This is a genomic window from Peribacillus sp. NPDC096447 (genome assembly GCF_044762725.1).
Lineage (GTDB): Bacteria > Bacillota > Bacilli > Bacillales > DSM-1321 > Peribacillus.
In genome coordinates, this window is sequence record NZ_JBIWEV010000002.1 from 682,034 (window position 1) to 697,449 (window position 15,416).

Sequence of the window (15,416 nt, forward strand, 5' to 3'; positions counted from 1 at the left end):
CATAATAAGAGGGTTGTCCATTACATCGGACAACCCTTTTTTATATCTTATCCGCTTTCTCTATGACAATCGTGAAGGTGGTGCCTTGTTCATCGCTATCCTTAAGCACAAGGTCTCCCTTTTGCGCTTTTGCGAGCATCTTACTGAATGGCAGTCCCAAACCTAACCCACGTACCTTCAGCTTTTTGTTTTCACCTCGATAAAATGGTTCGAACACATATTGCTGTTCATGTTTCGGAATCCCCCGCCCGCTGTCCAGTACATCAATGCAGATCCGTTCATCATCCTTTTCATAAAGGTGAATCGCTATTTTCCCTTTGCCGTCAAGTGCATGTCTGGCATTATTCAAAAGGTTAATGACGATTTGCTGCATCCGCAATGAATCAATTTGACCAAAGACCGGTTCATCAGGAACTTTTATCTCAAAAGCGAACGCTTGATCATCATCCTGGGTCACCTGCCAGCGATAAGCGATTTCCTTGATGAATATATTGATATTCTCTTTTTGCACCCGGATTTTAAAAGCGCCTGCCGATATGGCATTATAATTGAGTAAATCCTCTATCATACCTTGTAAACGCTGAGTTTCCTTTAAGGAAATATCGAGGAATTCCTTACTTTGCTCTCCCTTAACGACATCATCCTTAACCGCTTGTATCAGTCCGCTAATGGAAGTGACTGGCGTTTTTAAATCATGGGTTACGCCTGCAAGCAATTCCGCCCGCAACTTCTCCATGACCTTCAATCGATTGGTCATTTCCTTAAATGATTCTATCAGTTCATAAATTTCTTCTTCCTTGATTTCCTCTTCCTCTTTGAAATGGATATCATAGTTGCCTTCACGAACCTGGACAGCGGCGTTAGCTACGTCTTGGATGGGGCGCGAAATCTGCCTGGAAAGAAAATAAATGACTCCCGTTCCCAGAATCAGAAGGCCTCCAATCATGATCGCCAACAAGCCATGATCTTGGTTGATTTCCTTCAATGCCCCTTCTTCCTGGGCAATGACCACCCAGCCTCTCGTCTCATCGTTAAACGTAATGGGGGATTTGACGACATATACTTTATTGTCGGAAATCTTGACCTTCTGGACTAACTCCGTATTTTTCATGATGACGTCCGGGAGTTTATTTTCATCCGGATCGATATACAACTGTGGCATCGTATATATGATGGTGGCATCGGGATCGACGATATAGATGATTGGCTGTTGGTTCAGATGGAGTATTTTCTCCCTTTCCTCAACAATTTCCGAAAGGATCGGGCCAACGACAATCTGGCCATTTTCCTTAATCGCGCGATCGGATGTTTCATCAGCTAAGTATTTAAGAAGGCTGAGCCTATATTCCAAAGCCGTTTTTTCCATCCACCATAAGGAAAAAACAGACAATAATATCAAACCGGAAATCAAGGTCAATACGTACCTCTTTGTCCAATAGCGTTGTAAAGTGGTTCTTTTTTTAGTTTTCATAGACACTCAATTGATACCCCAATCCACGCAATGTTTTTATTTCCCCCTCAGTTACAGGCCATGCATCTATCGCCTTCCTGATTCGTTTGATCGCCAGGTCCACCGCACGGTCACTGCCGTCATAATCTATGCCCCACACTTGGTCAAGCAGCTGTTCTCTCGTGAAAATTTGATTAGGGTGCTTAGCGAAAAAAACGAGCAGCGACAAATCACGCGGCGTCAAGTTTATCTCTTCCCCATTTAAATGCACCATATAAGACAGATCATCGATGGTTAAACTCCCAAATTGATGTACATGACCATCTTCCGTAACAACCGATGATGATCTTCTTAAAACGGCATGCACCCGGGCCACGACTTCTTCGGCAACAAAGGGTTTGGAGATGTAATCATCCGCACCTGACTTAAATCCCGATAATCTGTAATCGACATCTGTCAGTGCAGTCAACATGATAACCGGACATGTATCGTCCTCCCGAATTTCCTTCAGTATATCCCAGCCTTCCTTACCAGGCAGCATGACATCAAGCAGGACAAGGTCTGGCTTCGTTTCTTCAAACACCGGAATGGCCTTTAGCCCATCGTAAACTTGGACTACATCAAAACCTTCCCGCTCCAAATATGCTTTCAATACCATCGAAATGGCGATTTCATCTTCTACTACAAGAATTTTCTTCATTGACGGATTCCTCCTTCCTGAATTATAGTGGAATTATTTTATATATGCTAACTATTAAAAAGACCAAGCATTTTCCCTCAATCTTACCATTTTAATGTGTCAGGATTATGTTCGCAGTAAAATTAACCGATGTTTTCACATAGTAACCTTGTATAAGTGATCTCGATTCATTTTAACAGGAATGCTTCTGCATGGTCGTAATAATCATCCAGAAAAAAACAATGATCTCCTCATACACTCTTAAGAGGCTGGCTCTAAACTGAGCCAGCCCTTTTCAATTACATGTCTCGTGTGGATTCGGACAGCCCGCTTCCTGTCTTTCCACTTGGATCGTGCTATGTTCAATTCCAAACTGATCATGAAGTAGTTTTTGCGCTTCTGCTAAGACTGAATCGTGATTACCGCTCTCATCTATGACAACATGGCAGCTCATTGTCAAAAAACCAGAGGTGATCGTCCAGATATGGAGATCATGGACATCGGATACACCATCCAATTCCATCAAGGATGCTTTCACTTCATCCATATCGACTTGGTCTGGTGTGCCCTCCATCAAGATATGGAAAGAATCCCTCACTACCCTAAAACCGCTGATAATGATTAAAATCGCGACTATGACGCTCGCAATCGGATCTGCAATTCCCCAATCGAAAAAATAAATCAAAAGTGCGGCCGCAATGGCACCCACAGATCCAAGCATATCACCAATAACATGTAAAAAAGCACTCCGTACATTCAGATTGTCTTCCTTATCTCCGCTCATTAAAATCCAGGCCGCAATGATATTAACAAGTAAGCCGATGATTGAGATCATTAGCATTCCCAAGCTTTGCACCTCAGGGGGATCCAGGAACCTCTTAATTGCCTCTACGAAAATGAATACCGATATGACGATCAAGGTCAATCCATTCAAACAAGCAGCAATGATTTCAAACCGTTTATATCCAAACGATTTGGACGATGTCGCTTTCCTTTCCCCCAACCTTATCGCTGTATAACTAAGCCCTAAAGCTGCCGCATCGCTCAGCATGTGACCTGCATCCGACAGTAAAGCCAGACTATTTGTCAAGAATCCGCCAATGACCTCGACGATCATGAATGTGGAGATTAATAAGAAAGATGCCAACAAGGCTTTTTTATTATTAGAATGGTGATGGTGTCCGTGCCCATGATCATGGGAGTGACCGTGATGATGTCCCATGCCATCCCTCCTCTCGGATTTGAAACTTATATATAGTATGGGATAAATCCAGAATGGTTTCAAATGATTCACTTCCGGGATTCACTGGCTGTAAAAAGAGTGATGGAATCAGGCAGGACGTGACCTTTTACGAAAATCCAAAATTCTGGCTTCAGCCATTTCAAAGTAAAAATAAACGCTACAGACATTACCTGCAGCGTTTTTCCCGTTTATCATTCCTCTTGCATCGTATCATCGACAATGGCGTACAGATCCTTATTAAACAATTCATCATTACAGACAAGACTGTGCCGTTCCAGCTCTTCCTGCTCTTGATTTACTACCTGTTCCTTTTCCTTCATGACCTACCTCCAGCTTCGTTGAGTTTGCCTATTATCGTATCCACAGGCATGTACCTTTATGCTCAACATTTCCCCATTCTTCATCTTTTTTAAACATGCTAGACCTGCTGGCCGCCATGGAAGGCACGTATAATGAATTCATGCTCTGGGACTTGTAAGCTTTGATACGATGACAGGAACGATGTATTATCATAGGCGACTTTTTCAAGCTTTACCTGAATACCGGTATTTTCAATTGCAACAATCGCATAAGGAGCAACTGGTTCACCATTACAGCCAAGAGAACCAGGATTCAGGAATATCGTTCGGTCATTTTTAAAAAGGTGGATAGGATGATGATGTCCAAATCCTATTAAATCGTGATGCTGATCTTTGAAAAGCGTTTCTAAGTTATTTAAACTCGGTTCAACGATTTTACTAAATGGATTTTGGCTTATGTGCTCATCCAATTTCTTCGATTCCATGTGATAATGGGTGAAGTAAACGGAGTGATCATTAATGATATGATGTATGGTTCGAGGCAATTTTTCCAATTCATTTATGAATTTCCAATGCATCCTTTCGGCTATCCATTCATGATGCTCCTTAACATGAATATGACCGTCCGGATGCGGCTCCCCGTTAACGATGGCCAGGACAGCTTCATCATGATTTCCAGTTATCATCGATACATCATTTCTTGAAAATAACAGTTCAAGGACTTCATTAGTATCCGGGCCAATCCCGACCATATCTCCCAAACAATAGAGTCGATCTATATCTTCCCTTTGATCAACATCCCTAAGAACGGCTTTCAACGCTGAAGAATTACCATGCACATCCGTTATAATGGCAACTTTCATGAGTTAGTTCAGCTCCCTTCCCCCACAATCCACATGGTATATTATAACATTTAAAACAAAATCAAAAAAATATTCGGGCTTATTTCCTTGATTTTGCCCACGCCCATTTTTTATGAATAAGCAAACACTTCGGCCTAGAATACATAGTATGAAGTATTCCCGGTAAAGATGTTTTGCTAGGTATGTAATTCATAATATGTATGAGGAGGAAATCAAATGGGTGGAAATGGTAACGAATGTTGTGGCAGCCACGGCGGTTTCGATAACGGATTCGCATTGCTGATCGTATTATTCATCTTGTTGATCATCATTGGATGCAGTTGGGGATTCGGCGGCGGCTTCGGTGGATGCTGCTAATAATGACATAAATCAAAAAGGCGCCTGATCATGGCGCCTTCTTTGTTATGAATTGAAATTTATTTTTTCTCTTTGCTTTTGTTTTCGAGTCTTCATAATGAACCAAATGACTATAAGTGCAATGGGGATAAGCAAGAAATTCGCATATTGTGAAAAGATGGCTCCCGCCTGCTCCCATCTAGGTCCTAACTTAAACCCTAAATAAACATAAACGCTTGTAACAGGAAGCATCGCCATATAGGTATATAATATGAATTTCCAAATATTCATTTTCAATATTCCGCATGGCAGCGACACGGCGGTACGAATACCTGGTACAAACCGTCCAAAGAAGGCAATTCCCCCACCATACATTTCAAAGAAGCGGTCAGCTTTGTTCAACTGCTCATCTTTGATCAAAAAGTATTTTCCGAACTTTAATACAAGCGGTCTCCCGCCATACTTGCCTAAGGCATAAAGCGTCAATGGTCCCGTTACCCCACCAAGCGAACCGGCAAGGATAGTCAAGTATAAATTCATATCACCTTGATAAACCCAGTATCCTGCCAGTGGCAAAACTATTTCAGCAGGAATGAATTCAAAAGTCAAAGCTAGTAAAACACCGAAATAAGATAAAGATTTAAACGCTTCAATCATATCCATTATTAAAGTTTCCAATGAGGTTTCCCCTTTTCTAACTTTTATTACATATAAAAAGGGGTGCTCCAAGATGAATCCGGGCACCCATGATGTCAAAAAGGACATATTCCATTGTATCACAAGTTAATCCGCATTTTTCCATAATGTTATCCTAAAACAATGTTCTTATGGAGTCCATGTTTTGTTATCGGGCTATTTACTATAGAACTATGCTTGTAAGAAGAACGATAATAGAATATCAGATGGTCCCGAAACGAAAAAAACTTGAGGACGAATTGACCTCAAGCATTCGATATAGTTAACCAAGTGAATAGCCCCTAAATGGGTAGAGATGTACACATGACAAGATCGGTACCCTTAGTTCTCAAATCATAAAAGGGGCAGAGAGTCTACTCAATCCATCTTCCATATGTTTTTTTGCATCTTTCATCATGCCATCAAGTAATTCCTTTACCGTGGGTATATCGTCAATCAATCCGGCAACCTGGCCGCTGTTCATAAAACCATTGTTAACATCCCCGTTCATCGCCCCATTAATATGATGGACTTCAGAGGTCATTTCACGATAATTCACAGGAGACAGACCCTGTTTTTCCAAATCCAGGACTTTCTCGGTATATGGGTCCTTCAATACCCTTCTGACCTGGCCAAACGTTCTGCCCAAAATTACTGTATCATTGCCCATAGCTTCGATCAGTTTCTGTTTATATGACGGATGGAACGGTGCCTCTTGTGTAGCGATCAGCCTGGTTCCCAATTGGACTCCTGAAGCCCCCAGCATCAATGCCGCTGCCAAACCCTGTCCATTGCCTATTCCGCCAGCTGCCAAAACTGGAAGCGTCACATGCTTGCTGATTTGCGGAATGAGTGTAAAGGTCGTCATTTCCAGGTTCGAATTGATGCCGGCAGCTTCAAACCCTTCTGCGACCAACACATCAGCCCCTGCCGCTTGCGCTTTTTGCGCGTGCTTGACCGACGCAACGATGGCAATCACTTTTATATTCTTTTTTTGCAAAAGCGGAATGAAAGGGGCAGGATTTCCTGCTGATAAGGAAACTACAGGTATTTCATGCTTCAGGACAAGACTCACTAACTCATCTGTATATGGACTAACATTTATTGGAATGTTCAACGCGAGATTGTTATTGGTTTTATCTTTGGTCTCGAGAATGATGGCTTCCACCTGTTCAGGATTCATGGTACCGCACCCTATTGTCCCCAGTCCTCCTGCATTGGAAACTGCAGCCGCAAGACTTGCATTGCTTATATTCCCCATTCCGCCTTGTATAATGGGATATTTTATCGCAAAAAGTTCACAAATATATTTCACTTTCATCCCTCCCTGTCAATTTAATGTTATACTATATTCATTAGAAAAACAATTCTGACTTTTCAAAAAGGAGCGAGACTATGATTATTCCTTACAATAATAAAAAACCATCCATTGATGATACTGTTTTCGTGGCACCCGGCGCTCATTTAATCGGTGATATTTCGATTGGGAAAGACTCGACCATTTGGTTTAATTCCGTACTGCGCGGTGATGAAGATTCAATTACAATAGGTGAAAAATGCAGTATACAAGATAATTCCACCATTCATTTATTTGAAGGATGCCCAGTTGTCATTGAAGACGAAGTGACGGTTGGTCACAATGTCATCCTGCATGGCTGTAAAATAGGCAAACGCTCCATTATCGGTATGGGATCAACGATATTGGATAATGTAGAGATCGGCGAAGAATGCATCGTCGGAGCGAACACATTGATTTCCTCTGGCAAAATCATACCTCCACGTTCACTGGTTATTGGTTCCCCTGGGAAAGTGGTTCGCAGATTGAATGATAAAGATCTTGAATTGATCCAACTTTCAATCGATACATATGTTCAAAAAGGAAAAGACTTCAAAGGGATACTTGATTAATTAAAAGCAAGAGTCGAAAATGATAATGTGAAAAGAGCCTCGGCAAGTCGACATTAGCGACTGGCCGAGGCCCTTTTTCACTTAATGATCAGTGGATGGTCCTTGGCATCATAGGTTTCGTCTTTCCGGCATAAATCATTGTTTTCCTGAAATACGCTTTCAAAGAAACGGCTTGCCGGTTCAGCCAAGACTTGATAATACTGGCTAAATAAAAGAGCAGCATGATTGCCATTCCACTTTAAAGGCAGAAGTTCCTTTGGCAGGCCCGGATCGATAAATAAAAATTTACGGTATTCATGCACCAAGTTCGTTCGTTCCACAAAACAATCAGCATCGGACATTTCGCCCCTGCTAATGATGCTTTGATGAACGATGAATTGTTTGCTGTATTTCTCGATGAATTCTTCATATTTTTTTTCAATCTCTTCTAAATGCCAGCTCTTCTCGACAATCGATTGGTTTTCCTTTGGACCTTTGTACTCCGAAATGAAAAAATCAACATATTCATCTATGTCATATTTCTCGATCAAACGATTGATTTGTTTCTCCAAATCATTAGGGGAAATCCAGCAACCACTTGAAAAACTGCCAAACCCGCTCCATAATAATTCTTTACGGAGATCATCCCGTAATTGCCGCTTATCTTCAGGGATCGTGTACATTAAGATACGCCATTTACCGTCCCATTCATTTGGTTTCATCTTATATATGCGATTGGCCGCTTCATCCATTCTCTGCACACCGCGATCAGTCAAAAAGTAATAGCTTTTATTTCCCTGCTTCTCTGATTGAATCCAACCTTGCTTGACCATTCGTGAAACGGCTACACGAACGCCCTGCTCATTATGGCCGAATTCCTTTAACAAACGAATTAAACTGCCTATCCAAATTTTACTTCCATAGTTACGGATATAATCGCCGTATATCGTAAAAATCATGGATTGTGTATTAGTACCTATCTTTCTCACCTCGTCCTAACATTGTTACTATTTTCACACGGAAGACATAATAATTATTATATCTTTTTTAAATGAAAGCGCAATATTATTCACCAGTAAATCGCGCTTTTCTCCGTTCACTAAATGCCAGGAGCGCTTCCAATCTGTCTTGAGTCGGGATGGTCAATTCATAGGCTTTTCCTTCTATTGCCATTCCGGTTTGCAAGTCCGTATTCATTCCTTGGTCAATCGCATATTTGGCTTGTTTGACTGCAATCGGCCCGTTTTTCATGATATTGGCTGCCAATTCTCCACAAGCTGACATTAGTTGATCCCTTGGCACGACCTTCAAAAGGATCCCTAATTGATATGCCTCTTCTGCAGTCAATTTTTTAGCGGTGAAGATCAATTCCTTCGCTTTCATTTCTCCAATCAATCTCGGCAGCCGCTGTGTCCCGCCTGCCCCAGGAATAATGGCCCAGCTAGTTTCAGTGAGCCCCAAAGAAACACCTTCGGCAGCTATTGCAAAGTCACATGAAAGCAGCCATTCAAATCCTCCCCCCAATGCATAACCATTGACGGCAGCTATTGTCGGCTGCGGAAGCCCTGCGATACTATTAAAAACATCGCGAATCGCTTTAACGTTCCTTCTTACTTCCGCATCATTCAAAGACTTTCTTTCTTTCAAATCCGCTCCCGCGCTGAATGCTTTTTCCCCAGCACCGGTGAAAATGACGACACGGATATCGCCGTCATAATAAACTGCATCGATGACTTCCTGAAGTTCACAAAGTGTCTCATAGTCGAAGCAGTTCAATACGTCAGGCCGATTCACTGTTACATAGCCGATTTGATTTATCACTTCATAAATAACCTTGGACATGAGTCTCCTCCCCTTAATTTGTTTCAATATTTTCTATAATGGCCGATATGCCTTGACCAACGCCTACACACATCGTCGCAAGACCATAGCGTACTTTCCGCTTTTTCATTTCGTGGACAAGTGTTGTTAAAATACGCGCCCCGCTTGCACCGAGGGGATGGCCAAACGCTATTGCCCCGCCGTTGACATTCACTTTCTCCTGATCCAATTTCAACTGGCGTATGCACTCCAAGGATTGGGAAGCGAATGCTTCATTCAATTCCACTAGCCCGATATCTTCAATCGTCAAACTTGCCCGCTCCAATGCCTTTTTAGTGGCATGAATCGGACCAAGGCCCATAATGGACGGTTCTAAGCCCGCTACCGCCCCTACAACATATTTGGCCAGAGGCTTCAATCCAAGCTGCCGTGCTTTTTCTGCACTCATCAAAAGTAATGCCGAGGCTCCATCATTTACACCTGAAGCATTACCGGCCGTTACGGTGCCGCCTTTAAAGATCGGTTTGAGTTTTTCCAACTTTTCGATGGTCGTGTCAGGACGAGGGTGTTCATCCTTCTCGATAATGACCTCATTCCCTTTACGATCCGTATATCGAACAGGTACGATTTCATTAATGAAACGCTCATTTTCCACTGCTTTTTTCGCTCTTTGCTGGCTTTGATACGCGAATTGATCTTGGTCCTCCCTTGAAACCGAAAAACGCAGGGCGACGTTTTCAGCCGTTTGAGGCATGGAATCCGCGCCATACATTTCTTGAAGTTTCTCATTCGTGAAACGCCATCCGATCGTTGTATCCTGAAGCTCCATTGACCCCCGCGGAAATTCACTATCAGGTTTGGCCATGACGTACGGCGCCCTTGTCATGCTTTCAGTACCGCCTGCGATATAAATATCGCCTTCACCTACAGCAATGGAGCGTGCAGCATACATGACGGCATCCAGTCCGGAGCCACATAAACGATTGATTGTCGTTCCAGCTACGTTTACCGGAAGACCAGCTAAAAGGGCGGACATCCGGGCCACATCACGATTATCCTCTCCAGCTTGATTTGCATTCCCGAAGATGACATCCTCAATTTGATCTGGCGGCAGCTCTGGATTGCGATCGGTAAGCGCCTTGATTACAATTGCACCGAGGTCATCCGGGCGAACGCTTTTCAGTGCGCCTTTATATCTTCCGATTGGTGTTCTCACAGCATCAATGATCACAACATCCTTCATTTCCTCACCAGCTCGCCGTCTTTTGTATAATCGTACACACCTTTACCTGATTTACGGCCGAGCCTGCCAGCTTTAACATACTGTTCAAGGAGGGGAGCCGGGCGGTATTTCTCACCAAGCTTACTATGTAAGTATTTTAAATTATTCAAACGGGCATCCAGTCCCACCAAATCACCTAGCTCAAATGGTCCCATCGGGTAATTCAGCCCTAACTTGATTGCCTTATCGATTTCCTCCGGTGTGCCTAAACCTTCTTGAAGCATATAGAACGCTTCATTACCAACCAAACAGCTGATCCTGCTGGTAACAAACCCAGGGAATTCATTTATGACCACGGTTTCTTTTCCCATTTTTCCGGCTACCTCTTTTATTACGGCTGCCGTTTCATCGCTGGTTTCAAGCCCACGTACAATTTCAACGAGCGGCATCTTTTGTACAGGATTGAAAAAATGCATGGCAATCGTTTTTTCGGGACGTTTTCCATAAGAACCAATTTCCGTCGGGCTCATCGTGGACGTATTGGTTGCAAAATAACAGTCTTCTTTTGCATGGACTTCAATCGTTTCAAAGACTGCCCTCTTAATTTCCGCCTTTTCCGGAACTGCCTCTATGATCAAGTCGGCATATGCTGCTGATTCTTTCAAATTGGAAGAATAGGAAAATCTGCTTTTTGCAGCTGCCGCTTCTTCCTGGGTGATTTTTTGGTAGCGCACACCCTTCTCAAAAATGGCATCTATCTCGTTTCTTGCACTTTCCAAAGCGTCCTGATTCACATCCACCAGTACTACATTAAAGCCCCCTGTTGCTCCTACATAAGCTATTCCCCTGCCCATGACACCAGATCCGACAATCACTAGATTTCTAATCATTCGTTCATTCCTCCTTCAAAAATAAATAGAGCTGGCTGCGGATGAATCAGATCAGCATTCATTCATACCTGAATTACTTTTCCGACATACCGTTGAGCCAGCCGCCTATTTTATGTTTTATTAAATTCCAAAGGGATTTAAGGGACGGCTTCCATGATAGGAAATGATGCTTTTCGTTTCTGTATAAAGATCAAGTGTCTCAATACAAAGTTCCCTGCCGAATCCTGATTGCTTATACCCTCCGAAAGGTGTTCCAGGAAATGCGGAGAATGGGCAATTCACCATGACGATTCCCGCTTCTATTTGATTGGCCACTCTAGTCGCACGCCCGCCGTCTTTTGTCCAGAGGGCTGAACCCAAACCGAATTCCGTATCATTCGCGAGTCTCACGGCTTCTTTTTCATCTTTGAATTTCATTATGACAACGACCGGCCCGAATATTTCCTCTTTCACAACATCCATATCATGATTGACATTCGCTATGACCGTCGGCTCATACCAAAAACCGTTTTCGAAACCTTTGATGACCGCTGGCTTTCCTCCTGTGAGGATTTTCGCTCCATCAGTAATGGCAGATTGTACATAATTGTCGATGACATCCAATTGCCCTTGATCTATGACTGCACCGACGTGTGTTTCTTTATCGAGCGGATTGCCCAATTTCAATTTTTTCGTTTTTTCTACGAATCTGGCAACGAACTCATCATATATGTCTTCGTGAACGTATAAACGGGATCTCGCTTCGCAAGACTGCCCAGTATTGTAGAAAATTCCATATAATGATCCATCGATGGCCGCTTCAAGGTCTGCATCCTCAAAAACAATATTAGGGGACTTACCGCCAAGCTCCAATGTCACCCTTTTTAATGTCTGTGAAGCTTTGCCCATGAGATCCCTGCCGATTGGCGTAGAACCCGTGAAGGCCACCTTATTCACTTTCGGATGTTCGACAAGGTAATTCCCTACGTCAGATCCAGGTCCTGGAATGATATTGACCACGCCGGAAGGAACACCAGCTTCTAAACAGATTTCGCCTAATACAATGGCAGTCAGCGGCGTTAACGAAGCTGGTTTAACTATTACCGAACAGCCGACTGCGATTGCAGGTGCAATCTTCCACGCAGCCATCATCATAGGGTAATTCCAAGGGATGATTTGAGCACAAACACCTACTGGCTCTTTTTCCGTATAGTTATGGAATTGACCAGGAACATTATTGACAGATCCGCGATGTGCAACTAAAGCTCCTGCATAAAACTCGAAATCTTCAATTGCCTGCATGACTTGGCCTTGCGCTGCAGAGATGGATTTGCCGCTGTTTAGGACCTCCAATTCAACCAATTCATTAAAGCGTGAACGCATGATCGCTGCAATTTTGTTCAAAACACGAGACCGTTTGTTAATCGGAGTCCTCTTCCATTTCCCGTTATCAAATGCTTCACGTGCAGCTTGAACAGCCTTTTCTGCATCTTCCTTGGTCGCCTTTGCAACCTTGGCAATGATTTCACCAGTTGCAGGATTATACGCATCAATCGTGGAACCATCCGAGCTTTCCACTCTTTCTCCATTAATGATCAGATGATAATAATCACGCTTCATTTCCGCTTTTTCAAATGCCGCCTCTTGTACTCTAACCATTAATCCCACTCCCTTTTCTATATTACTTGCCTATGAATTGAGCTTTCCTTTTTTCAGTGAATGCTGCCACACCTTCTGCATAATCCTTCGTTAAGCCAGCAATTCGCTGACCCTCCGCTTCTTCTTTTAAGTATTCTTCCAATGAAAGGTGGTAGGACGCCTCTAAGTATCTCTTGATTAAACCTATCGCTTTCGTTGGTTTGTTTGCGATATTCTCTGCAAAGGCTTTCAATTCCTCGTTCCATTCCTCCAAACCGATCACTTTTGTAGCGAGTCCGATATTTTTCGCCTCACTAGCCGTTACCTTTTCCCCCAATAAAGATAATTCCAAGGCTTTCGCATGACCAACGATCCGCGAAAGGTAATACAGATTCCCTGAATCAGGAATCAACCCGATATTGACAAAAGCATTTAAAAAACTGGCTTTTTCAGAAACAAGCCGGAAATCGCATGCCAGCGCCAGACTGAAGCCAGCACCTGCAGCCACTCCATTGACTGCGGCAATGATCGGTTTTTCACAGTTTGCTATTTGCTGCATCATCGGACCGTAGTCTTCGCGCAGCTTCTGGCCTAAATTCATGCCCTCATCAACAGCCGATAAATCCTGCCCCGAACAAAAGGCCCTGCCTTCCCCAGTAATGATAATGGCCCGCACTTCATCTGACCCCGCAGATATTTTTATCGCTTTCTGTATTTCCTTATTCATTTGGGACGTAAAGGCATTAAGTTTATCAGGACGGTTCAAAGTAAGCCATGCCACTCCATTTTCAACCCTATATTTGATGGTTTCGTACATAGAGCACCCCTTATCCGCCTGTGAAATCCGGCTCTCTTTTTTCTACAAATGCTTTCATTCCTTCTTTTTGGTCCTCTGATGCAAAAAGAATATAGAAGTTCTTTCGTTCAAATTGCATGCCCTCATATAAGGGGTAATCAACGGCTTTATTGACGGATTCTTTAATCAGCCTTACAGCTAACGGGGGTTGCTTTGCTATCTTCCTGGCAAAATCAACCGTTTCTTCCATTAACAATTCAGGTGCCACGATCTTATTAATGAAACCATATTGCAGAGCTGTCTTTGCCTTTATCCTTTCAGCCGTCAACATCCATTCAAGTGCCTTTGTCTTGCCTACCAATTTCGTCAACCTTTGGGTTCCTCCCGCACCAGGCATGACCCCTAGTGTCACTTCCGGGAAGGAAAACTGGGTATCGCTGGCGGCAATCAGGAAATCACAGGATAAAGCAAGTTCAAAACCACCGCCGAATACAAAACTTTTCACCGCACCAATAACAGGCTTCTTGACTAGGCTTATTCGGTCCCAATCGGCAAATTGGTTCGTTAACTCCATACTGATTGGATTTTCGTTCACCATCTCGTCAATATCTGCTCCAGCGGAAAATGCTTTTCCATTGCCCGATAGCAAGATCACCTTCACTTGTGGGTCCCGGTCGAATTCTTCCATTGTTGAAACTATTTCCCTCACCATTTTCCTGTTAAGGGCATTCAGTTGCTTCGGCCGATTTAAAGAGATATAACCAATGCCATCCGCGATTGACGTTTCAATGAATTGAAGCGCATTCATTTTACTTCTTCGCCGATCATCATCGTTACAAGTTTCCCGGCAAAGCCCATTAGGTCTTTCCCTGATGCCTTTCCTTCCGGGGAACGCATTCCTTGTTGCAATGCATCGTGGTCTTCATAATACATTTCACAAAGGATGTAATACTCAGAGTCTTTGCCCATTGGGGTCCCTACAATTTTAGTGACCTCCATTTTTTGAAGTCCAGGAATTTTTTCCGTTATCGGACCATGTACATTGAAATAGTGCTCATCGAACTCTTCCTTGTTTTCAGGTTGTTTGTATAGGGCGATTAACTTTACCATTTTATAGAACCTCCATTTTATTAGATTATTTTTATCATTGGTTTCATCGCTTCGAACGGATTTTTGCATGCCTTACAATATAAAATGCTGCGGCAGGCCGTTGGACCGAAGATATTTTCCATCGTGACATATGTCGATTCACAATATGGGCAATCCACATGCCATGATCCATCACTTTTCATTTGTCGAGGAGGAGGGGAGATTCCGAAAACCTTCAATCCAGCTTTCCCCTTTTCCGTAATTCGATCGGATGTCCATGAAGGGGAACGTAAAAATTCCACACTTACATTTTTTACGGCAGGCAGCTGTCGAAGGGCTGTTTCCACATTTTTTTGAATGATCGACAATGCCGGGCACCCAAGAAAAGTTGGCAGCATTTTTACCGAAACGTCCTGGCCCGAAACCGTCACGTCTTCAACCATCCCTAAATCCAGAATACTTACTGTATCGATTTCGGGATCTTTAACGTCTTCCAGGAGCTTATATATTTCTTCTGTGTTTAACTGTACGGTCGCCATGGTACCCCTC

At 43.1% G+C, this 15,416-nt stretch carries 18 protein-coding genes; 2 read left to right on the plus strand and 16 right to left on the minus strand.

All coding sequences use genetic code 11. The annotated features are described in order from the left end of the window. Positions 1-40: 40 nt before the first annotated feature. The 5 genes from ACIQZD_RS10265 to ACIQZD_RS10285 all read right to left on the minus strand — a co-directional run bounded on the left by ACIQZD_RS10265 (position 41) and on the right by ACIQZD_RS10285 (position 4,534). Positions 41-1,471, minus strand: a complete 1,431-nt coding sequence (locus ACIQZD_RS10265) for a HAMP domain-containing sensor histidine kinase (protein ID WP_402902076.1) — start codon at positions 1,469-1,471, stop codon at positions 41-43. Further along, on the minus strand, positions 1,461-2,150 hold the full coding sequence (locus ACIQZD_RS10270; protein ID WP_350301606.1) for a response regulator transcription factor: 690 nt from the start codon (positions 2,148-2,150) through the stop codon (positions 1,461-1,463). Before ACIQZD_RS10270 ends, ACIQZD_RS10265 begins: the two co-directional genes overlap by 11 nt. A 274-nt stretch (positions 2,151-2,424) precedes the next feature. Then, positions 2,425-3,351, minus strand: a complete 927-nt coding sequence (locus ACIQZD_RS10275; protein WP_402901507.1) for a cation diffusion facilitator family transporter — start codon at positions 3,349-3,351, stop codon at positions 2,425-2,427. A gap of 212 nt (positions 3,352-3,563) precedes the next feature. Further along, positions 3,564-3,692, minus strand: a complete 129-nt coding sequence (locus tag ACIQZD_RS10280; RefSeq protein ID WP_402901510.1) for a hypothetical protein — start codon at positions 3,690-3,692, stop codon at positions 3,564-3,566. Between the two features lie 98 nt (positions 3,693-3,790). Beyond that, positions 3,791-4,534 carry a metallophosphoesterase family protein gene (locus ACIQZD_RS10285; RefSeq protein ID WP_402901513.1) on the minus strand — a complete coding sequence of 248 codons (744 nt, stop codon included), beginning with the start codon at positions 4,532-4,534 and terminating at the stop codon, positions 3,791-3,793. 216 nt (positions 4,535-4,750) lie between these two features. On the opposite strand from ACIQZD_RS10285, the gene ACIQZD_RS10290 reads away from it, so the two are divergent. Continuing rightward, positions 4,751-4,891, plus strand: coding sequence for a YjcZ family sporulation protein (locus ACIQZD_RS10290; RefSeq protein WP_402901516.1), 141 nt, complete (start codon positions 4,751-4,753; stop codon positions 4,889-4,891). A gap of 45 nt (positions 4,892-4,936) precedes the next feature. Here ACIQZD_RS10290 and ACIQZD_RS10295 read toward each other — a convergent pair whose 3' ends face one another. Both ACIQZD_RS10295 and ACIQZD_RS10300 read right to left on the minus strand, forming a co-directional pair. Further along, on the minus strand, positions 4,937-5,548 hold the full coding sequence (locus tag ACIQZD_RS10295; protein ID WP_402901519.1) for a DedA family protein: 612 nt from the start codon (positions 5,546-5,548) through the stop codon (positions 4,937-4,939). Positions 5,549-5,894: 346 nt separating this feature from the next. After that, positions 5,895-6,860, minus strand: a complete 966-nt coding sequence (locus ACIQZD_RS10300; RefSeq protein ID WP_402901522.1) for an NAD(P)H-dependent flavin oxidoreductase — start codon at positions 6,858-6,860, stop codon at positions 5,895-5,897. Positions 6,861-6,940: 80 nt separating this feature from the next. Here ACIQZD_RS10300 and ACIQZD_RS10305 point away from each other — a divergent pair, with 80 nt between their 5' ends. Then, positions 6,941-7,453 (plus strand): gamma carbonic anhydrase family protein, encoded by a 513-nt coding sequence (locus ACIQZD_RS10305; protein ID WP_241593642.1) that lies wholly within the window; start codon positions 6,941-6,943, stop codon positions 7,451-7,453. Between the two features lie 77 nt (positions 7,454-7,530). Here ACIQZD_RS10305 and paaX read toward each other — a convergent pair whose 3' ends face one another. The 9 genes from paaX to paaD all read right to left on the minus strand — a co-directional run bounded on the left by paaX (position 7,531) and on the right by paaD (position 15,406). Then, positions 7,531-8,412 carry a phenylacetic acid degradation operon negative regulatory protein PaaX gene (paaX, locus tag ACIQZD_RS10310; RefSeq protein ID WP_402902079.1) on the minus strand — a complete coding sequence of 294 codons (882 nt, stop codon included), beginning with the start codon at positions 8,410-8,412 and terminating at the stop codon, positions 7,531-7,533. Between the two features lie 85 nt (positions 8,413-8,497). Further along, positions 8,498-9,274 carry an enoyl-CoA hydratase-related protein gene (locus ACIQZD_RS10315; protein ID WP_402901526.1) on the minus strand — a complete coding sequence of 259 codons (777 nt, stop codon included), beginning with the start codon at positions 9,272-9,274 and terminating at the stop codon, positions 8,498-8,500. Positions 9,275-9,287: 13 nt separating this feature from the next. Beyond that, entirely contained in the window at positions 9,288-10,496 is a 1,209-nt protein-coding gene (locus ACIQZD_RS10320) for an acetyl-CoA C-acyltransferase (RefSeq protein ID WP_402901529.1), read from the minus strand. Continuing rightward, positions 10,493-11,365, minus strand: a complete 873-nt coding sequence (locus ACIQZD_RS10325) for a 3-hydroxyacyl-CoA dehydrogenase (protein ID WP_402901532.1) — start codon at positions 11,363-11,365, stop codon at positions 10,493-10,495. Before ACIQZD_RS10325 ends, ACIQZD_RS10320 begins: the two co-directional genes overlap by 4 nt. Before the next feature lie 120 nt (positions 11,366-11,485). After that, positions 11,486-13,003 (minus strand): aldehyde dehydrogenase family protein, encoded by a 1,518-nt coding sequence (locus ACIQZD_RS10330; protein WP_402901534.1) that lies wholly within the window; start codon positions 13,001-13,003, stop codon positions 11,486-11,488. A gap of 22 nt (positions 13,004-13,025) precedes the next feature. After that, entirely contained in the window at positions 13,026-13,799 is a 774-nt protein-coding gene (locus tag ACIQZD_RS10335) for an enoyl-CoA hydratase-related protein (protein ID WP_402901537.1), read from the minus strand. A 10-nt stretch (positions 13,800-13,809) separates the two neighbouring features. Then, a complete protein-coding gene (locus ACIQZD_RS10340; protein ID WP_402901540.1) occupies positions 13,810-14,586 on the minus strand; it encodes an enoyl-CoA hydratase/isomerase family protein in 777 nt (258 codons plus the stop codon). Beyond that, entirely contained in the window at positions 14,583-14,888 is a 306-nt protein-coding gene (locus ACIQZD_RS10345; protein ID WP_352922276.1) for an EthD family reductase, read from the minus strand. The genes ACIQZD_RS10340 and ACIQZD_RS10345 overlap by 4 nt, the downstream gene beginning before the upstream one ends. Before the next feature lie 20 nt (positions 14,889-14,908). Then, positions 14,909-15,406, minus strand: coding sequence for a 1,2-phenylacetyl-CoA epoxidase subunit PaaD (gene paaD, locus ACIQZD_RS10350; protein ID WP_252280041.1), 498 nt, complete (start codon positions 15,404-15,406; stop codon positions 14,909-14,911). Positions 15,407-15,416 lie beyond the last annotated feature (10 nt).